General features: G+C 63.1%; 22 protein-coding genes and 1 tRNA gene. 12 read left to right on the forward strand and 11 right to left on the reverse strand.

Annotated elements, in window-relative coordinates; translation table 11 throughout:
* Window positions 1-65: 65 nt before the first annotated feature.
* The 3 genes from N4J17_RS04970 to N4J17_RS04980 are packed head-to-tail and all read right to left on the reverse strand — an operon-like array spanning window position 66 to window position 2544.
* Entirely contained in the window at window positions 66-356 is a 291-nt protein-coding gene (locus N4J17_RS04970; RefSeq protein ID WP_017364503.1) for a DUF2188 domain-containing protein, read from the reverse strand.
* Complete coding sequence (locus tag N4J17_RS04975) at window positions 356-1312, reverse strand: hypothetical protein (RefSeq protein ID WP_077729904.1); 957 nt, start codon at window positions 1310-1312, stop codon at window positions 356-358. Before N4J17_RS04975 ends, N4J17_RS04970 begins: the two co-directional genes overlap by 1 nt.
* An 8-nt stretch (window positions 1313-1320) precedes the next feature.
* Window positions 1321-2544 carry a hypothetical protein gene (locus N4J17_RS04980; RefSeq protein WP_143735139.1) on the reverse strand — a complete coding sequence of 408 codons (1224 nt, stop codon included), beginning with the start codon at window positions 2542-2544 and terminating at the stop codon, window positions 1321-1323.
* Between the two features lie 186 nt (window positions 2545-2730).
* Here N4J17_RS04980 and N4J17_RS04985 point away from each other — a divergent pair, with 186 nt between their 5' ends.
* Genes N4J17_RS04985 through N4J17_RS04995 form a run of 3 tightly spaced genes read left to right on the forward strand, consistent with a single transcriptional unit; the run spans window position 2731 to window position 5191 of the window.
* Window positions 2731-3051, forward strand: coding sequence for a helix-turn-helix domain-containing protein (locus N4J17_RS04985; RefSeq protein ID WP_077729902.1), 321 nt, complete (start codon window positions 2731-2733; stop codon window positions 3049-3051).
* Window positions 3048-3959: an ImmA/IrrE family metallo-endopeptidase gene (locus N4J17_RS04990; RefSeq protein WP_077729901.1), complete on the forward strand. Its 912-nt coding sequence runs from the start codon at window positions 3048-3050 to the stop codon at window positions 3957-3959. Before N4J17_RS04985 ends, N4J17_RS04990 begins: the two co-directional genes overlap by 4 nt.
* Before the next feature lie 17 nt (window positions 3960-3976).
* Window positions 3977-5191 carry a hypothetical protein gene (locus N4J17_RS04995; RefSeq protein ID WP_077729900.1) on the forward strand — a complete coding sequence of 405 codons (1215 nt, stop codon included), beginning with the start codon at window positions 3977-3979 and terminating at the stop codon, window positions 5189-5191.
* A 143-nt stretch (window positions 5192-5334) separates the two neighbouring features.
* On the opposite strand, the gene N4J17_RS05000 is transcribed toward N4J17_RS04995, so the two are convergent.
* Window positions 5335-5496, reverse strand: a complete 162-nt coding sequence (locus N4J17_RS05000; RefSeq protein ID WP_338457659.1) for a hypothetical protein — start codon at window positions 5494-5496, stop codon at window positions 5335-5337.
* A 35-nt stretch (window positions 5497-5531) separates the two neighbouring features.
* On the opposite strand from N4J17_RS05000, the gene N4J17_RS05005 reads away from it, so the two are divergent.
* From N4J17_RS05005 to N4J17_RS05015, 3 genes are read left to right on the forward strand one after another with little or no spacing between them, the layout of a single operon-like run.
* Window positions 5532-6029, forward strand: a complete 498-nt coding sequence (locus N4J17_RS05005) for a DUF2924 domain-containing protein (protein WP_277458425.1) — start codon at window positions 5532-5534, stop codon at window positions 6027-6029.
* Window positions 6026-7384, forward strand: coding sequence for a recombinase family protein (locus N4J17_RS05010; protein WP_277458424.1), 1359 nt, complete (start codon window positions 6026-6028; stop codon window positions 7382-7384). Before N4J17_RS05005 ends, N4J17_RS05010 begins: the two co-directional genes overlap by 4 nt.
* Window positions 7381-7845 (forward strand): hypothetical protein, encoded by a 465-nt coding sequence (locus N4J17_RS05015; RefSeq protein ID WP_277458423.1) that lies wholly within the window; start codon window positions 7381-7383, stop codon window positions 7843-7845. The genes N4J17_RS05010 and N4J17_RS05015 overlap by 4 nt, the downstream gene beginning before the upstream one ends.
* Before the next feature lie 102 nt (window positions 7846-7947).
* On the opposite strand, the gene N4J17_RS05020 is transcribed toward N4J17_RS05015, so the two are convergent.
* The gene (locus N4J17_RS05020; protein WP_277458422.1) at window positions 7948-8568 is read right to left on the reverse strand and encodes a CGNR zinc finger domain-containing protein; all 621 of its coding nucleotides are present in this window, start codon (window positions 8566-8568) and stop codon (window positions 7948-7950) included.
* Window positions 8569-8727: 159 nt separating this feature from the next.
* Here N4J17_RS05020 and N4J17_RS05025 point away from each other — a divergent pair, with 159 nt between their 5' ends.
* The 4 genes from N4J17_RS05025 to N4J17_RS05040 all read left to right on the forward strand — a co-directional run bounded on the left by N4J17_RS05025 (window position 8728) and on the right by N4J17_RS05040 (window position 11363).
* The gene (locus N4J17_RS05025) at window positions 8728-9645 is read left to right on the forward strand and encodes an arginase family protein (RefSeq protein ID WP_277458421.1); all 918 of its coding nucleotides are present in this window, start codon (window positions 8728-8730) and stop codon (window positions 9643-9645) included.
* Between the two features lie 89 nt (window positions 9646-9734).
* Window positions 9735-10283 (forward strand): hypothetical protein, encoded by a 549-nt coding sequence (locus N4J17_RS05030; protein ID WP_277458420.1) that lies wholly within the window; start codon window positions 9735-9737, stop codon window positions 10281-10283.
* A gap of 173 nt (window positions 10284-10456) precedes the next feature.
* A complete protein-coding gene (locus tag N4J17_RS05035) occupies window positions 10457-10900 on the forward strand; it encodes an ester cyclase (protein ID WP_277458419.1) in 444 nt (147 codons plus the stop codon).
* Window positions 10901-10973: 73 nt separating this feature from the next.
* Window positions 10974-11363: a YybH family protein gene (locus tag N4J17_RS05040; protein ID WP_277458418.1), complete on the forward strand. Its 390-nt coding sequence runs from the start codon at window positions 10974-10976 to the stop codon at window positions 11361-11363.
* Window positions 11364-11644: 281 nt separating this feature from the next.
* On the opposite strand, the gene N4J17_RS05045 is transcribed toward N4J17_RS05040, so the two are convergent.
* The 3 genes from N4J17_RS05045 to N4J17_RS05055 form a co-directional block, all read right to left on the reverse strand.
* A complete protein-coding gene (locus N4J17_RS05045; protein ID WP_277458417.1) occupies window positions 11645-11776 on the reverse strand; it encodes a hypothetical protein in 132 nt (43 codons plus the stop codon).
* Between the two features lie 337 nt (window positions 11777-12113).
* A tRNA-Phe gene (locus N4J17_RS05050) sits at window positions 12114-12189 on the reverse strand.
* A gap of 47 nt (window positions 12190-12236) precedes the next feature.
* Window positions 12237-13430, reverse strand: coding sequence for a PQQ-dependent sugar dehydrogenase (locus N4J17_RS05055; protein WP_198323101.1), 1194 nt, complete (start codon window positions 13428-13430; stop codon window positions 12237-12239).
* 193 nt (window positions 13431-13623) lie between these two features.
* Between N4J17_RS05055 and N4J17_RS05060 the strand changes: the two genes are divergently transcribed.
* Entirely contained in the window at window positions 13624-14046 is a 423-nt protein-coding gene (locus N4J17_RS05060; protein WP_198323102.1) for a YeeE/YedE family protein, read from the forward strand.
* Window positions 14047-14052: 6 nt separating this feature from the next.
* Entirely contained in the window at window positions 14053-14538 is a 486-nt protein-coding gene (locus N4J17_RS05065; RefSeq protein ID WP_198323103.1) for a DUF6691 family protein, read from the forward strand.
* 424 nt (window positions 14539-14962) lie between these two features.
* Here the strand turns inward: N4J17_RS05065 and N4J17_RS05070 are convergent, their stop codons facing one another.
* The 3 genes from N4J17_RS05070 to ppdK form a co-directional block, all read right to left on the reverse strand.
* The gene (locus N4J17_RS05070; protein ID WP_198323104.1) at window positions 14963-15868 is read right to left on the reverse strand and encodes an NAD(P)-dependent methylenetetrahydromethanopterin dehydrogenase; all 906 of its coding nucleotides are present in this window, start codon (window positions 15866-15868) and stop codon (window positions 14963-14965) included.
* A gap of 53 nt (window positions 15869-15921) precedes the next feature.
* The gene (locus N4J17_RS05075) at window positions 15922-16827 is read right to left on the reverse strand and encodes an NAD(P)-dependent methylenetetrahydromethanopterin dehydrogenase (RefSeq protein WP_198323105.1); all 906 of its coding nucleotides are present in this window, start codon (window positions 16825-16827) and stop codon (window positions 15922-15924) included.
* A 119-nt stretch (window positions 16828-16946) separates the two neighbouring features.
* On the reverse strand, window positions 16947-19673 hold the full coding sequence (ppdK, locus tag N4J17_RS05080) for a pyruvate, phosphate dikinase (protein WP_198323106.1): 2727 nt from the start codon (window positions 19671-19673) through the stop codon (window positions 16947-16949).
* Between the last annotated feature and the right edge of the window lie 31 nt (window positions 19674-19704).

Below are 19704 nucleotides of genomic sequence, written 5' to 3' on the forward strand. Positions count from 1 at the left end.
CGGAAAAGAAAAAGGCCCGGAGTGGTTGGCTCCGGGCCCTTATCGGGGGTGGAAATGCGGGGTGGTCAGCCGGGAGGCGGGAACGGATCTTTGCCGTAGCTGTTGCGCTCGCGGATCTTCCCGTCCTCGCCCTGGATGAGCACCTCGCTGCCCTGGTTGCGCGCGATGTCGCGTGCGCGCTCGAAGGCTTCCTGTTGTGTATCGTGTACGGAGGTCAGGCGGTCGTTGCCTTCCCCCCGGACACCCCACTTGTCGCCGTTGCGGACGACCCACTGGTTCTTACCACTCATGTCATTTACCTCATCCAGATCGAAGTTGAACTGCCGGATGAAAGGATTGCGCTTCGTTGGGTGCATCACCTCCTTTGGTCGTTGACGAATTCGGGTTTCAGCCAATAGTGACCGTCGTTGTCGTGGGCGACGAAGGTGCGGTAGACGGCCTTGTGCCGCTTGCAGATGTCCGCGCCCTTGCACTTGTCGACATCGATTTCCAAGGCGTCGGCGATGGTGCGTTTATGGACGGGATCGCCGCCGCCCTGCGCGAGTACCGAAAGAAAGCGGTAGACCTGGGGCGACAGTGCGTGCCGCTCTCCGTCGATCAGTGCGATGCGGCCGGAGTGCATGAGCCGCAGGGAGGTTTCCGAATCCCGTTCGCCGATCCCGGCGGAGCCGTCGAGGTATGCGTCGAGATTCTCGATGACGAAGCCGGCCTTGCGGAGATGCGCCACGGCACGCAGCGGAACGACGAGATGGCCGGCGGCCTGGATCGCTTGGGCGACGTCGGGTGTAGTGGTGATGAGGACGCCGCAACCCGGTGCGCAGGCAGTGCGAAGTCGATGTTCGATGATGGGCGTCAAGGCCGGGTCGTTCAGCCTTCGACCGAAGAAGATAATGCGCCGCTTTCGCCGATGTTCGATCTCGCCCAGGCGCCACAGCGCTGTCGGAACCAGCTCTTCATGTTGATACCGTCCCGCAAGGCCCAGGGCCGAGGCGAGCCAGCGGACGATGCGCGTGATGTCTACCCTGAGCCGTGTCACTTGATCACTGGCCAGATCCACCCAGCCGCAGTCCGTGCAGTACCCCTGGCGGCCTCCTTGCTCGAAGCGAATCCCCTCCAGATCGCCCATTCCGCACCAGGGACAGAGAATGCTCGATCCGACACCGTCGCCCGCCCCGAGGGCGCCGAGGTCGAGGAGATGCCGATAGGCATCCATTTGTCCGGAATACCGGGCGGCATCCGGATGGAGGCTTTCCTCGGATTCCTCGACGAGCCCGCAGAGCAGGCCGAAGGCGATGTCGTTGCGTGCTTGCACGGCGGCTTCTACGCGACCAGGGCCAGTTCGACTTCGGTCGGTTCGGAGACGCGCCAGGCACGCAGGAGGCGCTCAGCGAGCTTGGCGTCCTCCTCTGCCATGTCCTGGAGGTTGGAGATCCCCGATTGCTTGAGGTCGATATTCAGTACGCGACCGCGCTTGCCCACCTCGGCAGGGGCGAAGTAGATGCTGATGAGGGCCTCGACGATATTGAACGGACCGCGGAACAGGTCGTGGTCCTTCAGGTGGGCGCTCGATGCAGCGAGCACGCAGTGTTCGGCCTGATCCGCCGGTACGCCTACCCAGAAGTCGCAGATCGGCGCCCTCGTGCTCCTGAGCCGGGCGCGGCGGAGGCGAATGCGATCAATGCCGTGGGCGGCGAGGTCGATGTCGCTGTCCTCCGGAAGGTCCAAGCCGTGCCGCAGCCGGTTGAGATAGAACATCGGCTGCTTCACTGCCTCGGGCTTGACCTCCTGTTTCAGCAGATGGCGTGCGAAGAGCGTCACCAGCGGCTGGTGGACCTTGGCGCCGCCCCGGCCGACGGTGTCGACGATGCCGGATGCGGGAAAGTAGACCAGCGCGAGATTGGTCGCCGGGCGGGTCGTTCGGCGGCGCATGCCCTCCTCGACGAACTCCACCAGATCGTTGGGATCGTCCTCCACGTAGACGCTGATCTGCACACCGCCGTCCAGGTGACGGTCGCAGACGTCCACATGGCAGGCGCGCCGTGGTCCCTTGCGTTTCGAGAGCACCTCGGACAAGGCGGCCTGCAATCCCTCGATGTCGGCAGCCTCTCGGGACACCGGCTCGGTCACCTTGATGGCTTGCCGTTTCCACGACCGCTTGCCGACGCCGAGATCGAATTGGAGCAGCGCCTCCGCCGTCATGAAGGTGTTCGGCCAGTTCACCAGCACCCACAAGGCCCGTTCGGCGTGGTTGCGCAGTTTTCCGAAGTCCTCCCGAATGGCCGCGTCGTTGTCGCTGGCGTTGAGGATCGCATCGATGCCTTTCTGGGTCGCGAGGGCGTGGGCATGGCGCAGTTCCGCGTGCAGCAGTGCCTGTTGATCCGGTTCGAGTTCCTCCAGGAGGGCGATCAGGGCATCGGAAAATGCCTTTTCCTCGGCGTTCCAGTCAAAAGATTCGGGGATGGCGATGGAACGGGAGGACAGATACGCCTGCCAAGTGGTGGCCGGAACCTGACGGGCGAGGTGACGAGGGTTGAACGCGGTCATGCCTTTCTTCTCCTTCTTCAAACGGACGATGCCCGGCGCCGCCACATCCCACCAAGGACGCGAACGTTCGGTGTGCCGAACGTTTCGGATTGTCTCGGACTGATGCTGGGTTTGTCAAGCAGGTACGAAATCGTTCGGCGTAGTGGTAACATCTTCGGCCTGACGCAGAACGATTAGGAGATACCGGTGCCATCGCCCTTGGGGGACAAGATCCGCGCATTGCGGAAACAGAAGAAGCTCAGCCTTGAGCAGTTGGCCGAACTGACCGACTCCAGCAAGAGCTACATCTGGGAGCTGGAGAACAAGGACGAACCGAAGCCCTCGGCTGAGAAGATCGGCAAGATCGCTGCCGTACTCGAGGTGACTACAGAATTCCTGCTCACCGAGTCGGCGACCACGCCGGACGAAGAAGTGCTCGATGAGGCCTTCTTCCGTAAGTACAAAAGCATGTCCGAGCCGGACAAGAAGAAGATCCGCAAGATTCTCGACGCGTGGGAAGATGAATGACAGAGGCCAAGAAGCCCATGGCCGAGGCCAACCGCATCTCGGCCATGCTCAACACGGTTCTCGGGGCGGATCGGTTTCCCGTCAAGGTCGATGAGCTCGCCCTGGAGTACTCGCGCCAGTGTTTCGCCGACTCGCCGATCGACAAGATCCGGGGGGAGGATCTGGACGGCTTCGACGGCCTCCTGGCGGCCAACAAGACGCGGTCGAAGTGGCTGATCCTCTACAACAGCGCCACTCCATCGGAGGGACGCAAGCGCTTCACGATCGCGCACGAGTTCGGTCACTACATCCTCCATCGCCATCAGCAGGATCGTTTCGAGTGCGGTGACGACGACATCGAGACCGGTGACAACGACGAGCGGGACATCGAGGCCGAGGCAGATCTTTTCGCGTCGACCCTGCTGATGCCGCTGGACGACTTTCGGCGTCAGGTCGACGGGCAGCCGATCAGCTTCGATCTGCTGGGTCACTGCGCCGACCGCTACGGCGTCTCGTTGACCGCGGCAGCTCTGCGCTGGACCGAGATCGCGCCCAAGCGGGCAGTGCTGGTCGCCAGCCGCGACGACCACATGCTGTGGGCCAAGTCGAACAAGGCGGCGCTCAGGTCTGGCGCCTACTTCGCGACCCGCAGGAACACCATCGAGCTGCCGCACGATGCTCTGGCGCACAGCTACAACGCCTTTGACATGGCCGACAGCCGGACGGGGCGTGCCCAGTCCTGGTTTGCCCGTGAACCTGCCACCATGCCGATCACCGAAATGACCCGCGTCGCTGCCCAATACGACTACACATTGACCCTGCTGGTGCTGCCCGAGGCCGAATGGCAGGGCGCGCGCCAGGACGACGAGGAGCCGGAGGAAGACACCTACGATCGTTTCATTCGCAACGGCCAGTATCCGGTGCGGTAGCCCATGGCGGATCGATCGTGAGCGCCCACAAGTGGCAATTCACCTCCCGTTTTCGCCGTCATGCGTTCGGCTGGCGATCCGACACGCCGGTGCAGCGGATCAAGGAAGCCATCGCGGAGATCAAGCAGGTCGCACGCAAGGAGCCTGTTCTCGCAGCTGAGGGCGCCATCACCCTGCTGGAAAAGCTCTCGCCAGCCCTGGAGCAAGTGGACAGCTCATCGGGCGCCCTGGGTTCGGCCGTCAACAAGGCCATCGACACCCTGGTGCCCATCATCGTCAAAGCGGATGTCGAGCCACAGATGCGGCGACGCTGGCTGGAGCGTTTGTGGCAGGCGCTGCAAGACGACGAAATGCCCTACATCGAACTACTGGGCGACTACTGGGGCGAGCTGTGCGTGACCCCGGAGCTGGCGTCACACTGGGCCGACGAGTTCATGCCGGTCGTCGAAAGCGTATGGAGCCCGAAGGCGTCTGGCCACGGATTCTTCAAGGGCACGAGCGCCTGCCTGGCATCCCTGTGTGCGGCAGGCCGCCATCAGGAACTGCTGGCGTTGCTCGACAAGGCGCCTTTCAAGTGGTGGCACGACCGGCGCTGGGGTGTGAAGGCACTGTCGGCGATGGGCAAGAAGGCGGAAGCGATCCGCTACGCCGAGGAATCACGTGGTCTCAATGACCCGGGTTGGCAGATCGCGCAAGCCTGCGAGGCCCTCCTGTTGTCCTCCGGGTTGATCGACGAAGCCTACCGGCGCTATGCCTTGGAGGCGAATCAGGGCACAACGAACCTGGCGACGTTTCGTGCCATTGCCAAGAAGTATCCCGACAAGCTGCCGGAAGAGATCCTGCGCGACCTGATTGCCAGCACGCCCGGCGCCGAAGGCAAATGGTTTGCCGCTGCCAAGGACGCGGGTCTCTTCACCGTGGCTGCTGAACTGGCGACACGCAGCCCGACCGATCCGCGCACCTTGACCCGCGCCGCCCGCGATTGTGCCGTGAAGCAGCCTGACTTCGCGCTCGCCGCCGGCCTGGCCGCGTTGCACTGGATCTCCCTCGGATATGGCTACGACATCACCGGGGCTGATGTGCTCGATGCGTATTCGGCAGTCACGCAGGCGGCGGCAGGCGCAGGCGTCCCTGCCCAGCGCGTCAACGAGCAGATCCGGGAAATGATCGCCAGCGCTCAGCCCGGAGATTCGCTGGTGAAGACGATCCTCGCCCGTCATTTATCGAACTGACAGGAACCTACTTTTCGCCACAGCCCGCATCAGTCCGCACGCCTCCGAAACTCCCTGATGGTGTCGGCGGCGGTCCATCCGGACAATTTCGCGTCACGCGAGTTGGACAGACAGGACCGCTACCGATGCATCGATTCAACCACCTACCACCCGACCGGATGACGCCGGAGCAGCGCCGGCGCGAAATTGCGTCCCTGCTGGCAAACGGGCTGGTGCGCTTGCGCAACGCCGGTGCTGCGCAGTCCGCAAACATAGCCGCAGAGAGCGAGTTTGAGCTTGGCTTCTCCGGCCACCAGCGCCTTCATAGCCACCCCGTCAACAACACTTTGGAGGAGGCTCCATGAAGGCAAGCACCGTCCCACCCACCCCGCCGAGCGTCGTCGCCCGGATCGCCGGGCTCCCGGATCTCTCGATAGAGGAAATGAGGGCGCTTTGGCGAGAACTCTTCGGCAGCGACAACCCAACGCCCAATCGCCAGTTCATGGAGAGGCGGATCGCCTACAAGCTGCAGGAGATCGAGTTCCGCAAGGTCGATCCCAACCTGCTGGAGCGCAACAAGCGGCGCATCAAGGCCCTGGTGGAGACCGGCAAGGCGCGCAAGCTCGATCGCGACATCCGGCTGATGCCCGGCACCGTGCTCACCCGGGAGTACCAGGGGATCGAGCACCGGGTGACGGTCGCCCAGGACGGGCAGTACGAGTTCGAGGGCAGGCGCTACCCGAGCCTGTCCATGATCGCCCGCGAGATCACCGGCACCCGCTGGTCCGGGCCGCTCTTCTTCGGCGTGAAGGCACCGGCCAAGGCGAAGAATCCGAAGAAGCAGGGAGGTCGGCGATGAGCGAAGCCCTGAAGCGCCGCCTGCGCTGCGCCGTCTACACTCGGAAGTCCACCGACGAGGGGCTCGACCAGGAGTACAACTCCATCGACGCCCAGCGTGACGCCGGCCACGCCTACATCGCCAGCCAGCGCGCGGAGGGCTGGATTCCGGTGGCCGACGACTACGACGATCCCGCCTTCTCCGGTGGCAACATGGACCGGCCGGCGCTCAAGCGGCTGCTGGCCGACATCGAGGCCGGCAGGATCGACATCGTGGTGGTCTACAAGATCGATCGCCTGACGCGATCGCTGACTGACTTCTCGCGAATGATCGACGTCTTCGAGCGCCACGATGTGTCGTTCGTCTCGGTCACCCAGCAGTTCAACACCACCACCTCGATGGGGCGGTTGATGCTCAACATCCTGCTCTCCTTTGCCCAGTTCGAGCGCGAGGTGACCGGCGAGCGCATCCGCGACAAGATCGCCGCCAGCAAGCGCAAGGGCATGTGGATGGGTGGCGTGCCGCCGCTCGGCTACGACGTCGACAACCGGCGGTTGGTGCCCAACGAGCGCGAGGCCAAGATCGTCCGCCACATCTTCCAGCGCTTCGTCGAGCTCGGGTCCTCGACCCTGCTCGTGAAGGAGCTGCGCCTCGACGGCGTGACCTCCAAGGCCTGGACTACCCAAGACGGGCGGGTGCGCGATGGCAAGCCCATCGACAAGAGCCTCGTCTACAAGATCCTCAACAACCGCGTCTACCTGGGCGAGATCCGCCATCGCGATCAGTGGTATCCGGGCGAACACCCGCCCGTCGTCGAGCGCAGGCTGTGGGATGCCGCCCAGGCGATCCTCGCGCAGAACTCGCGTGTGCGAGGCAACAACACCCGCGCCCGGGTGCCGTTCCTGCTCAAGGGGATCGTCGTGGGGATCGATGGCCGGGCGCTCACGCCCTGGTCCACGCGCAAGAAGAACGGACGTATCTACCGCTACTACCTGCCGACGCGGGAGAACAAGGAGCACGCCGGCGCCTCCGGGCTGCCGCGCTTGCCGGCCGGTGAGCTGGAGGCCGCCGTGCTGGAGCAGATGCGCCGGGTGCTGCGCGCACCGGACATGATCGCCGGGGTAGCCGAGCATGCCGCCCGGCTCGACCCCTCCCTGGACGAGGCCCAGGTCACGGTGGCCATGACCCGGTTGGATGCGATTTGGGATCAGCTCTTCCCGGCCGAGCAGCAGCGCATTGTGCGACTCCTCATCGACAAGGTGATCGTCTCGCCGAACGACATCGAGGTGCGGTTCCGGCCCAACGGCATCGAGGTGCTCGCCCTGGAGCTGCGCCCCGAGCCCACCCCGGAAACCCTTGAGGAGGCCGTGGCATGAATGAAATCTTGATCTACAAGACCGGCCAGGCCGAGGTGATCACCGCCAGCGACGGCAGCCTCACTGTCACCATGCCGATCCGGATCAAGCGCCGCGGCAGCCGCAAGGCCGTGACCCTGCCGGACGGCGGCGCCGTGCAACCACGCCCGTGGGACGACACGCCGACGCCGATCCAGCTCGCGCTCGCCCGCGGCCACCGCTGGCTGGCGATGGTGGAGTCCGGCGAGGCGCGCACGCTATCCGAGGTGGCCGAGCGCGAGGGGATGGATCGGGCCTATGTGAGCCGAATGGTGAACCTCACCACCCTGGCGCCGGACATCGTCGCCGCCATCCTCGACGAAACGTTGCCGCCGGAGGTGACCCTGTTCGACTTGGCGTCGGGGACGCCGTTGTTGTGGGATGAGCAGCGGAAATTGATTCGAGCGAGTGAGGACGATCACCGTCTCACAAAGATTGAATGATCATGGGCTGGCCATGGCTCCTTGACGAGCATCGCATCCCCCGCACCGCCCGCCCCACGGGATTCCGTTTGAATGTCATAGGGCGTCAGTAAGTACACGGGATTACTTTCGAGATGAGCGTTTGCCGTGATGTCGGGCATTCTTGTCTGCGTTGCCGCAAGTTGCCATGTCACACCAGCGTCGGCGTCCTGGTTTCGACCGGTCGAGGAAGAACCAGCCACAATTGACGCCGGCACAGCGTTTCAGGCGAGGCGAAGCAAAATCTTCCCCAAGCCGGACGAAGGCGTCCAACACTCTCATCGAGACCAGGGCAAGCCCGGCCTCGACCTCGCGCGTACCTATGCCGGATGCCGAGTCGATCACCAACTCGCTATGGCGGCAAAGTTTTTGCCACATCCGTCTGATCACCTCAAGGTCATTCGCACGGGGGGGCGTGCCGTCGATGCGCGCCGTCAGGAGCCCATGGAGGGCTGCGCGCAGGGTCTTGGCTTCCTTTAGGGCGACAGCGGCGCGACGGGGTGATGACGCTGCAAGGTCGCGTAGGCGATCGGCCTCCATCCGGCCGAGAAGGCCGCTGAATAGCGCCCAATCGACGAGTGCAGCATAGTCGAGGATCCAGTCCCTCGGCCGAACGTCCCATCCGGTCACCGTATTGACGAAGTCAATGGCGGGGTGGCCTCCGATGAGGTCGGCCTCACGGAATTCGTGGCTTTCGATCTGCAACGTCCCACCCATCATCACTCCCGCGTCTGGCACCCAAGTCAACGTTGCCGCCTGCCTACAGTCGGCTTGTACAACCAGTAAAAAGGATTTTATGGGTTGACTTGCGCTGTCAACCAATTATGATGCTTTTATTGGTTGATGGCGAGAGGATGGACGAAAGTGATCAGGGACGGATTCGTCATCTGCGCTCCGAGCAATCTTGGTCTGCGCCCTGAAGCCGACGGCAAGGAGCCGGGAGCCTGGGAGGCGCCGCTTGCCCTGCTATCGGAGGGACTGCAGGCCGCGATCGGCGCCATGGACGTCGAATGGCTGCCGCGCCCTGCATATCGGTTCGATGCGGAGGAGGGTACGCGAATCCGGAACGGCCATGCGATCCGTGACTACAGCCTCGATCTGGCGCATCGCATCCAGACGCGCCTCTCTGATGGCGGATTCCCGATTGTCATCGGCGGCGACTGCAGCATCCTGCTGGGTTGCCTTCTCGGCGCACGAGGAGCCGGCCGCGTGGGTCTGCTCCATCTCGATGGACACAGCGATTTCTTTCACCCCGGAAACTATGACACGCAAAGCCGTCTTGGATCGGTCGCCGGAATGGACCTCGCCCTCGCAACGGGGCGTGGAGAGAGGCTACTCACCGAATGGCCTGGTATCCACGGACCTCTCGTTCAGGATGCGGACGTGACGCAACTGGGAGAGCGCGATGCCTTACGTCCGGAGTACGCTCGATATTACGGAGATATTCGTGAAACGGCGATCAACCGGATCATCATTCAGGACATGCTCCGGGATGGAATGCCCACAACTGCGGAAAAGGTGAAGACGTGGGCATTGGGCAGGGTAATTTCGCGATTCTGGCTTCACCTCGATCTCGACATCTTGGCGGAATCCGTGATGCCCGCGGTGGATTCGCCAGGGGAGCCGGGGCTGGATTTCGAACAATTGGCCCGACTCGTGTCCCTCTTGAGAAAGCATGTTCCGGTCATCGGAATCGACGTCACGATCTACGATCCCGCAAAGGATCGGGATCGGCGCCATGCCAAGGCCATCGTGGAATGTCTCGGCAAGGCATTGGGTTGACCGGATCATTGTCGGCCCGAAAGTAGCCGCACCTTTCGGCGGATGCGGAAGCTCACGGGAAACCGGTTGCACATGAACATGGTGAGCCAATGAAAACATCGATCGACTCGAATCCCCGCAGCTTTTTCGAAGGACTCGCAGCCAGCGGACCAGCCCCCGAATATGCCGACCGACTCATGCTTTACGGACAGTTCGTCGGCGACTGGTTGGCTGAGGCCGATGAATTCGCGGCGGACGGCACGGTAACGCGTTCGCAATGGGATATTCGATTCGACTGGGTGCTTGAAGGGCGGGCGATCCAGGATCTTTGGATCACACCGGTGAGGAACGGCAACGAGGTCGGTTGGTCCGAGCCCGGCAACCGCTATTCGACGACCCTACGGATCTACGATCCGAAGATCGACGCCTGGCACATCCTCTGGATCAACCCTCCGGGCGGATACATTACCCGGCAGCTCGCTCGCAAGGTCGGTGACGAGATCATCCAGGTGGCTGACGTCGATGCCTCCGGGTCACTCACCCGGTGGGTTTACCGGGACATCACGCCGAACAGCTTTCGCTGGTGTAACGAACAATCTGTCGACCAGGGCAAGAGTTGGCGTCTGGTGCAGGAGATGCGGGCGAAGCGGCGACGTTGACGAATGGAATGATATGGCTGTGCTGGCACCCATCCGGCGCGCTTTACGAGGTGTGCAGCGCGAAGGCGAGCAATCGAGCGGCGCCCCGTCAGTGCATGCAAAGGCTGCGTACCGGACGGCTCGCGCCGTGACGGCACTTCGGATGCTACGAACCGAAAGGAGCGTGCGACAAGATGACCGACGACGTGAAGGCCCGCTATCGGCGGTACCTGGAGCAGGCGTGGACGGCTGACGGCGATCGTCTCGACGCGCTCGTCGCCGAACTGGTCACCGCGGATTTCGTCATCCACCAGACCCGTACCGACGGTGCACCGTCCGAGCGGATCCGCGGTCCGGCGGCGCTGACTCGACTGATCCGGGAGAGCCGCCTCCTGTTTCGGGAAGTGTCCAGCGTCATCGAGGTCGGCCCGATCGTCGAAGGAGATCTGGTCGCCGCGCACTGGCGGTTCCACGGCACGTACGTGGGCGGGATGCCGGGCGCCACGGCCAAGCCGGGAACGAAGGTCCAGTTCGCCGGTATCGACATGCTGCGCAGCAGCGGGGACCGGTTCGCCGAGTACTGGGTGGTCTCGGAGGCAATGCGCCTCATGGCGCAGCTCGGCATCGGCAAGGGCTGACCGGGCATCACAGCCGTCGATTTGCCACGAAGTTTGTGTTCGATCCGGATCCGTGGGTCGGAGGGAGGATGAAATGACGGAAGACGAACAGGCAATCCGAGAAGTCGTTGCGACATGGATGCGAGCCAGTCAGGCCGGGGATACCCCTACGGTACTCTCGCTCATGACCGAGGATGCGGTCTTCATGGTTCCCAGCCAAGAACCGTTCGGTCGAGAGACTTTCGAAGCGAGCGCCAACCAGATCGCTGCTGCGGGACTGCGAATCGACGCAACGTACGACATCGTCGAACTGCAGGTCTGGGGAGATTGGGCATTTACGCGTAACCGGATCGACTTGAGCATCACGCCTCCCGCCGGCGAGCCGGTGCGGCGTGCGGGCTACACGCTGACCTTGTTCCGTAAAGAGGGAGATGGCTGCTGGCGAATTGCACGTGACGCCAACCTCTTGGCGCTGAAGACGTAAGAAAAGGGTCAGTAGCCCAGTCGAGTTTTTTCCTGATTGGCCCTGATCCTCGGCCATGAAAGTTCTCGCTGCCCGCCGAACTGGCTCCTGACAAGGCTTGCAGCGCATCTGGCGGTCCGTCGCGGCAACAAGTCGCGTCGTCGGAACCCGCGGCCGAAGCAGTACGCCGCTTCCACTCACCAAATGGCGCCGAGCGTGCTTGGCCTGGTGCACGGCGCGGCAGCCGCCGTCAATCGCCCGCTTCACGTTGCGCGGCAAGTGGTTGACGCTGCGCGCATCCTTCATCTCACGCCGTTGAGACAGGTGTCATCGACCTGCACGAAGCCATCGCGTTTCCTCGGCGCTTCGTGCTCGGCTATCGACAGACTGCGCTGGGCGGCAAAATCCAGAATGCGATGGCGCGAACTTTCCATGTCGTCATCATGTTGCGAAATGTCGGTAGTTGCCAGGAATAGCCGACAAAACACAACGAACATGGTTGCCTTTGCCTGCCGATGCCGCAATCCAACTGCTTGATTCGTCCGTGCGTAACCCGTTGATTTGCAGGTGTCGTCCTCGCGGCCTTTGTGGACTTCGGCGCATTGAAGGGGAGGAAGCCGGAGAGAAAAACGGCGCGGAGAGAGCGAAATGGGGCCAAAGGCGGGCGAGACGGCTGGGAAAGGAAGTCCACAGGAATCCGCGAGAGTCCCCGCGAACACGCGGGAGCGCGCAAGAAAAAAGGCCAACCGAGAACGGTTGACCTTTATATATTGGTGGCCAGGGACGGAATCGAACCGCCGACACGGGGATTTTCAGTCCCCTGCTCTACCAACTGAGCTACCTGGCCTGAACAAGAGGCGCGAATTAAACCAGGGAACAGTCCCTTGAGTCAAGTCAATTGTGTGAGGCGGCGGCCGGCACTTCGTAGCGGACACGGTAAATGGCGCCCGCATAGTCGTCGGACACGTAGATGGCGCCGTCGGGCCCTTCGGCGACATCCACCGGCCGGCCGATGACATCTTCGTCGATATTGAATCCGCTCATGAAGGGACGCTCGGCTATCCTGCCGTCAGCGCCGAAATGCAGTGACACGACTTCGTAGCCCTGTTTTTTCGACCGGTTCCAGGAGCCGTGCAGGGCGACCAGGGCGGCGCCACGGTAGTCCTGCGGCAATCCCGCGCCTTTGAGAAAAACCATGCCGAGCGGGGCGACGTGCGCACGGAATTCATAGACGGGCGGCAAGCTGCGTTGAATGTCGGCCTCGTGTCCCCGGCCATAATCGGGATCCGGGACGCGGTTGCCGTTGGCGTAAGGCCAGCCGTAAAAGCCGCCTTTTTCGATGCGGTTGAGTTCACACGGTGGGAAATCATCGCCCAGCAGATCACGGCCATTGTCGGTGCCATAAAGCTCGCGGGTGCCAGGGTGCCAGTCGAAACCGACGGTATTACGCAGTCCGGTGGCATAGATTTGCCGCTTCGTGCCATCCGGCTCGAAGCGCAGCAGCGTCGCGCGAAGCGGGTCATCTTCAATACAAACGTTGCAGCTCGAACCCACGGAAACGTACATTCCGCCATCGGGGCCGAACTTGAGGGTACGACTCCAGTGATTACCCCCACCCGGAATCCCGCTGACCACCGTTTCGGGCGCCCCGGAAGTCTGCCGCTGGGTCGCGTCGTAACGGACGCGAACGACACCATAGGTTTCCGCGACGTAGAGCCAGCCGTTGCGGAGGTCGAGACCGTGCGGTCGGCTGAGGTCTGTCAGCAGTTGCCGCCGGCCGTCGGGATGCCCATCACCGTCGGCATCCTTTTCCAGCAGAACGATGGCACCGGCGTTCGGCTGGCTGACCAGCAGATCGCCGGTCCCGGTGAAGCGCAGCATCCTGACGCCGGGCAAATCCGCCGCGTAAACCGTGACGCTGAAGCCTGGCGGTAGCACTATCCTTTGCCGCAAAGCCTCTTCGGCGGGCGCCGCCGCCACGCCGAACACGGATTTTAGCGGGAGGTTGACCGCAAGAGGGCCAAAGCGCTGCACCAGAAAGGCAAACAGCAATGCAGGCAAAACGACATACCAGAAAGCCTTGTTCATGACTTCAGGTCCTCCGTCGACCGGCGGTTTTCGAACTTCAAGATAGCGCACTTGAAGACGGCGGGAAACTTACGGAGAGATCGGCAGGAAGAGTAACATTTAAATATAAGGAAATCAGAAAAAGCTCTTTGCCGAATGGACACGGCGCATCTTATAGTGCTACGCATCGGTATGCGAAGCGGACGGGATCCTCATGAACACTCAAACCCTACTATCGGCCGTGGGCGGCGGTGCCTTGATCGGCACAGCCGCCTGCGGCCTTCTCTATTTCAACGGTCGGCTGGCCGGCGTCAGCACTGTGCTGGCGGGGACGCTTTGGCCCGCCTCGGAAGACCGGGCATGGCGATGCGCCTTCGTGCTGGGGCTGCTGGCTGCGGGCGTGCTGTGGCTCGGTGTCTACCCGGAGGCTTTCGACACGGCGCCGAGGCCGCTGTGGGTGCTGGCCATCGGCGGCTTTCTGGTCGGCCTGGGGGCACAACTCAGCAACGGCTGCACCAGCGGCCACGGGGTCTGTGGGCTGGGTCGGCGGTCTCTGCGCTCCGTGGTTGCCACACTGATCTTCATGAGCACCGGCATGGCAACCGTGTTCCTTTTCAACCGCCTGAGCGGAGGTTGAACCGGTATGCCCGCTTTCAGTGCTTTTCTTTGGGGTGTGATCTTCGCAACAGGACTGGGGCTGGCGGGCATGACCCGGCCCGGAAAAATCCTGGCATTCTTGAACGTCGGTGGAAACTGGGACCCGTCGCTGATGCTGGTGATGGGGGGAGCGGTGGGCCTGACGTTTACCTTGTTTCCGCGGATTCTGCGACTGGGGCGCCCTGTGCTGGGAGATCGCTTCGATCTTCCGGTCCGGAAACACGTGGACCGCCGCCTCGTGGGCGGCGCTGCGGTTTTCGGGGTTGGCTGGGGCCTATCGGGTTATTGTCCCGGACCTGCCGTGGTTTCCCTCGTCACGGCCGACGCTGGAGTATGGGTTTTCCTGGCCTGCATGTTGGGGGGAATGGCGGCGGGACGCTGGGTCAGCGCCAGACGGGCCATCCAGCCTGGAGCGATCGAATCCGCCGCCATCGAAGCCATCCGGGTTCCCGGCTCGGCCGACGACACCTGATCCCTGCAGGATATTTCGGCAATAAAAAGCTGCCCATAGGGAGATGGCCGAAAATAACCTCCCTGGCTGAGCGATCGCGATTGTCGTTCAGAGCACCGTCGTGCCGGCAAGGACCGCCGGCAGCCTGGTCGGGATGTTCCCCCGCCATGTCATCCCCCGGCCGAGTGCTGGGCAGGCTCTGGAGCCTGGGTTCCGCCACAAATCGACCGGGCGCGGATATCAGGCGGCAGTTCCCTGGCCGCCCCTTTCGGGCATTGCGCGAGCCAATCCGCTTTCCTGCCGATTTGTGCATTTCCCCAAAGGGCGGCAGGCAGGATGGCCTGCCATGAGTCCATGCCGGAACGACGGCGGTCAATTCCGGAAATTATTCTTTGCCAAATCCATAAAAGCTGAGTTTGTAGGCCCCCCCAAAAGAAATCCATCCTCAGACGATTTCGCGTGCCCGCTCGAATGCGGCCCGGAAATCGAAGAAGACCGGACTTTCCGACTGCAACAGCAGCGCCAGCAGGTGATTTTGCAACTGGTATTTCACGTTGCCGACGGCAAGGGCTCCTACCCCGACGGCACCGGGACTGTTGACTGCATGCACCAGTGGTTCGCCGTTGTGCTTCAGCTTGATCCCTTCGATGCCGAGCGGCGGCACCGCGTTGACGTCGCCAGCAACTTTGAGGCGTTTGGCATCGGCCAGTACCGATGCGTTGAGCACTTCGACACCGGCCTTGGCGGTGCAGAACACCACGTCGGCATTCGACAAGAGGCGCGCCTTGTCGGCTTCCGAACCGGCGAAAGTGCCGTGCAGGCGGGCGCCGCAGCGGTGGTTGTATTCATCGGCCTTGGCCAGCGCGGTTTCGACGTTGAACGGATCGACCAGAGTCACGTCCGCCCCGGCCAGCGACGCAATGACGCCGGTGGCGATGCCCACCGGGCCCGTGCCGCCGAACACCACCGCACGCTGCCCCGCCAACTCCGTACCGTGCTTCAGCTTGAGCTGCTTTTCGACCAGCGCCACCAACGCCGCCGCGGTCGTGAATCCGCCGCTGGGATCGGCCAGCACCGATACTTCGAACGGGGGCACCATCGCGGCTTTGGCGGTTTCCAGCATGGTGAGGGCGACCGCCAGATCGCGCCCGCCGATGAAGATACCGGTGCGTTTCACGCCCGCCGGCCCGCGCGAGAAAATCGCATCCTGCACCAGGCCATGCACCTCTTCCGCCTTGACGTTGCCATAGGGCACGATGACATCGAAACCGGCGTCGACCGCCATGTTGATGTCGAAGGGGCTCACATGCGGCATGGGGTCGAACATGTGGAGGATGGCGCGTTTTTCCATTCTGGGTCTGTCTCGGGAAGAATATCGGTAACAAAAAAGGCATCAGGCCCGGCTCAACCGCCGCGGACGACTTCGCGGGCGATCTCGAAAGCCTCATTGAATGCCAGATAGACCGGTTTGTCGGTGTTGCGCATCCGCAGCAGTAGGCGGTGCTGGGCCTGATATTTGACATTGCCGATGGCCAGTGCGCCGATGCCGATGGCCCCGCTCGGCGAACCTTCGATCGGCGCGCCTTTGTGGTGGGGTCCCAAGCCGGCGATGCCGGAAGGCGGCACGGCGTTGACGTCGGCGGCCACCTTGAGCTGGGGCGATGCCGCCAGCAGTTCGGCGCTCAGCACCTGGATGCCGGCGGCGGCGGTCGCGAAGACGACGTCGGCAGTCTTGAGCAGTTCGCCCTTGTTGGCGTCGGCGTCGCCCTCGATGGCGGTCTGGCCTTCGCCAAATTCGGCATTGCACAGCTCGGCGACTTTCTGGGCCTTTTCGAGCTGGCGCCCGATGATCTTGACCTTGGCACCGGCACGGGCCGCCAGCACGGCGGCAATCTGGCCGACCGGGCCGGTACCGCCCAGAGCCAGTACCGACTTACCTTCGAGGCCGGTCTGGTGATGCTTCCGCAGCTCCCCCTCGGCCATCGCGACCATCGCCGCAGCGGTCGTGAAGGCGCCGCTCGGATCGGCGAAAGCAGAAATCTCGAACGGCGGCACCATCGATTTCTGGGCGGTACGCAGCATGGCCATGGCGGTCCCAACATCGCGTCCGCCGATGAAGATGGCGGTGCGCTTCACACCGGCGAGGCTGCGCGAGAAGATCGCATCCTGCACCAGGGCGGTGATTTCCCCCAGTTCCAGGTTCGTATAGGGCACCAGGGACAACCAGCCTGCATCGAGCGCCATGTTCGCATCGAACGGGCTCAGATTCTTTTCCGGCGTGAACATGTGCAGGATATAAGGCTTTTCCACGGCGCACTCCTCGTTTCGGCCAATTTACAGGGTCGGCGAAGTATACGGACGCGGTGGAACGATGGCAAACCGCAGCCTGAGTGCTTCGCGCGGGGCTCCCCCTCCCTTTCGAGCGTGTCTCAATCCCCGTTCATCAAGGCCGCGTGTGCCGCTGCCAGCCGGGCGACAGGCACCCGCGGCGCCGAACAGGAGACATAGCTGAGACCAATGCCGTCGCAGAAACGGATGGAGCCGGGATGCCCGCCGTGCTCGCCACAGATGCCGATTTCAAGGTCCGGCCGGACGCTGCGTCCCTTTTCCACCGCCATCCGCATCATGGCACCGACACCGGCGACATCGAGCACTTCGAACGGGTTGTCCTTGAGGATGCCGCTGCCGATGTACTGGGGGAGGAACTTGTTTTCCGCATCCTCCCGCGAAAACGACCAAGTAGCCTGGGTCAAGTCGTTGGTCCCGAAGGAGAAGAATTCCGCGGTCCGCGCCAATCCATCGGCTGTCACGCAGGCGCGCACGGTTTCCACCATGCTGCCGAACTTGAAATCGAGGTGGACGCCGTGGCTGGCTTCGATTTCCTGCCGCAGGCGATCGACCATCGCCCGGACGCATTCCAGCTCCGCGCCGTCGACGACCTGGGGCACCATGATCTCCGGTGCGGTGGCCACGCCGGCCTTGGCGCACTCCGCCGCGGCCTCAAGCACGGCGCGGATCTGCATCTCATAGATTTCGGGGAAGGTGATCCCGAGCCGAACCCCACGGTGCCCCAGCATCGGGTTGATCTCGTGCAGTTCCCGGACCTTGGCCAGCAGCCGTTCCTTGCGGGCGATGACGGCAGCCACGGCATCCTCGCCGACGCCGTCCGCCTCGGCGGCCTGACCCAGCGCGCTCAACGCCGCCGCCCGCCCTTTCGCAACCCGCCGGAATTGCCGCAGCGCATCGATCTCGTCCGCCAGGAAATGCTCGTCTGGAAGGAATTCGTGGATGGGCGGGTCCAGCAGCCGGACGGTGACCGGGTAGGGAGCCATCAGGGCGAAAATCGCCTGGAAGTCGCCGCGCTGCATCGGCAACAGCTTGTCCAGCGCAGCCTTGCGTTCCTCCACATCGGGCGCCAGGATCATCTCCACCACCACCGGGAGCCGGTCGCTGGCGTTGAACATACGTTCGGTGCGGCACAGCCCAATGCCCACGGCTCCGAATTCGCGCGCCTCTTTCGCCGCCTCAGGGGTGTCGGCATTGGCCTTGACCTTGAGATGCGCGGCCTCGTCGGCCCAGGACAGCAGCGTCCTGAGGTGTTCGGAGAAGGTCGGCGCGATCGTCGGGATCGCGCCGAGGTAGACATTGCCGGTGCTGCCGTCGATGGTGATGATGTCACCTTCGTGCAAGGTGACGTCCCCCACCGTTGCCAGCCGCGCCCGGCTGTCCACCCTGATGCCTTCGGCACCAGCCACGCAGGCCTTACCCATGCCCCGGGCAACCACGGCGGCATGCGAGGTCTTGCCGCCGCGACTGGTGAGGATGCCCTGGGCCGCGAAGAAGCCGTGAATGTCTTCCGGCTTGGTCTCTTCCCGCACCAGGATGACCTTTTCACCAGCCCGCCCCAGCAGTTCGGCCTGATCGGCATCGAACACGCAACGGCCGCTGGCTGCGCCGGGCGAGGCGGGCAGTCCCTGTGCCAGCGGTACGGGATTGTGCGAGGTATCGAGGCAGGGATGGAGCAACTGTTCCAGATGGGCGGGGTTGACCCGCAGGAGGGCGCGTTCCCGTGTGATCAAACCTTCCTGGCACATCTCGACTGAAGTACGCACCATCGCTTGGGCATTCATCTTGCCGTTGCGCGTCTGCAGGCAGTACAAGACTCCTTTCTCGATGGTGTACTCGAAGTCCTGCACCTCGTGGTAATGGGCTTCGAGCTTGTCGCGCAGCTCCACCAGTTGGGCGTAAAGCTCCGGCATTTCGGTCGCCATCTCGTGCACGGGCTTGGGCGTACGGATTCCGGCCACCACATCCTCACCCTGGGCGTTGACCAGGTACTCGCCGAACATTTCATTCTCACCGGTACCGGGATTGCGGGTGAAGCCGACACCGGTGGCGGAGTCATCGCCCATGTTGCCGAACACCATGGTCACCACGTTCACCGCCGTGCCGTTGGCCTGGTCGGGCGTGATGTGGAATTCGCGGCGGTAATCCACCGCGCGCTTTCCCATCCAGGAGTCGAATACCGCCCGGATCGCGATTTCCAGCTGCTCGTAGACGTCTTCGGGGAAAGGCTTGCCGGTATGGCGGCGCACGACGGCGAGGAAACGTTCACCGATGTCGGCGAGATGGGCGGCACTGAGTCCGATGTCGGCGGCAACCCCGGCCTGATGCTTGACGGCTTCGAATTCGGCGTCGAACAGCTCGTCGGGAACGCCGAGGGCGACTTTGCCGAACAACTGGATGAACCGCCGGTAGGCATCGTAACCGAAGCGCTCGTTGCCGGTCTGCCGGATCAACCCCTGGAGTGTATCGTGGTTGAGGCCGAGGTTGAGGATGGTATCCATCATGCCCGGCATCGACAGGGCCGAACCGGAACGCACCGAAACCAGAAGGGGATTGCCGGGATCGCCGAAGCGCTTGCCGGTTGCCTGTTCCAACCGGGCCATGTGCTCCCTAACTTCGTCCATCAAACCGACCGGCAGCTTCTTGTCTGCCAGGTATTCGAGGCAGGCTTCCGTGGTAATGACGAAACCCGGCGGCACGTTGAGCCCGATCTGCGTCATCTCGCAGAGGTTGGCGCCCTTGCCGCCGAGCAGGCGCTTGTTCTTGCCGTCGCCTTCGGAGAAGGCGTAGACACGCTTTTTCATCGTCATGATGGTTCTCCTCGAACTATCGCGTTCGCGG

It is taken from the genome of Methylococcus capsulatus (assembly GCF_036864975.1).
Taxonomy (GTDB): domain Bacteria; phylum Pseudomonadota; class Gammaproteobacteria; order Methylococcales; family Methylococcaceae; genus Methylococcus.

Coding starts and splice junctions, on each gene's coding strand:
- N4J17_RS05040 (WP_277458418.1), top strand. CDS start 10,974: ATGACGGAAGACGAACAGGCAATCCGAGAAGTCGTTGCGACATGGATG.
- N4J17_RS05030 (WP_277458420.1), top strand. CDS start 9,735: ATGAAAACATCGATCGACTCGAATCCCCGCAGCTTTTTCGAAGGACTC.
- N4J17_RS05005 (WP_277458425.1), top strand. CDS start 5,532: ATGAAGGCAAGCACCGTCCCACCCACCCCGCCGAGCGTCGTCGCCCGG.
- N4J17_RS04980 (WP_143735139.1), bottom strand. CDS start 2,544: ATGACCGCGTTCAACCCTCGTCACCTCGCCCGTCAGGTTCCGGCCACC.
- N4J17_RS05045 (WP_277458417.1), bottom strand. CDS start 11,776: ATGGAAAGTTCGCGCCATCGCATTCTGGATTTTGCCGCCCAGCGCAGT.
- N4J17_RS04970 (WP_017364503.1), bottom strand. CDS start 356: ATGCACCCAACGAAGCGCAATCCTTTCATCCGGCAGTTCAACTTCGAT.
- N4J17_RS04990 (WP_077729901.1), top strand. CDS start 3,048: ATGACAGAGGCCAAGAAGCCCATGGCCGAGGCCAACCGCATCTCGGCC.
- ppdK (WP_198323106.1), bottom strand. CDS start 19,673: ATGACGATGAAAAAGCGTGTCTACGCCTTCTCCGAAGGCGACGGCAAG.
- N4J17_RS05010 (WP_277458424.1), top strand. CDS start 6,026: ATGAGCGAAGCCCTGAAGCGCCGCCTGCGCTGCGCCGTCTACACTCGG.
- N4J17_RS05060 (WP_198323102.1), top strand. CDS start 13,624: ATGAACACTCAAACCCTACTATCGGCCGTGGGCGGCGGTGCCTTGATC.
- N4J17_RS05015 (WP_277458423.1), top strand. CDS start 7,381: ATGAATGAAATCTTGATCTACAAGACCGGCCAGGCCGAGGTGATCACC.
- N4J17_RS05065 (WP_198323103.1), top strand. CDS start 14,053: ATGCCCGCTTTCAGTGCTTTTCTTTGGGGTGTGATCTTCGCAACAGGA.
- N4J17_RS05070 (WP_198323104.1), bottom strand. CDS start 15,868: ATGGAAAAACGCGCCATCCTCCACATGTTCGACCCCATGCCGCATGTG.
- N4J17_RS05000 (WP_338457659.1), bottom strand. CDS start 5,496: ATGAAGGCGCTGGTGGCCGGAGAAGCCAAGCTCAAACTCGCTCTCTGC.
- N4J17_RS05055 (WP_198323101.1), bottom strand. CDS start 13,430: ATGAACAAGGCTTTCTGGTATGTCGTTTTGCCTGCATTGCTGTTTGCC.
- N4J17_RS05035 (WP_277458419.1), top strand. CDS start 10,457: ATGACCGACGACGTGAAGGCCCGCTATCGGCGGTACCTGGAGCAGGCG.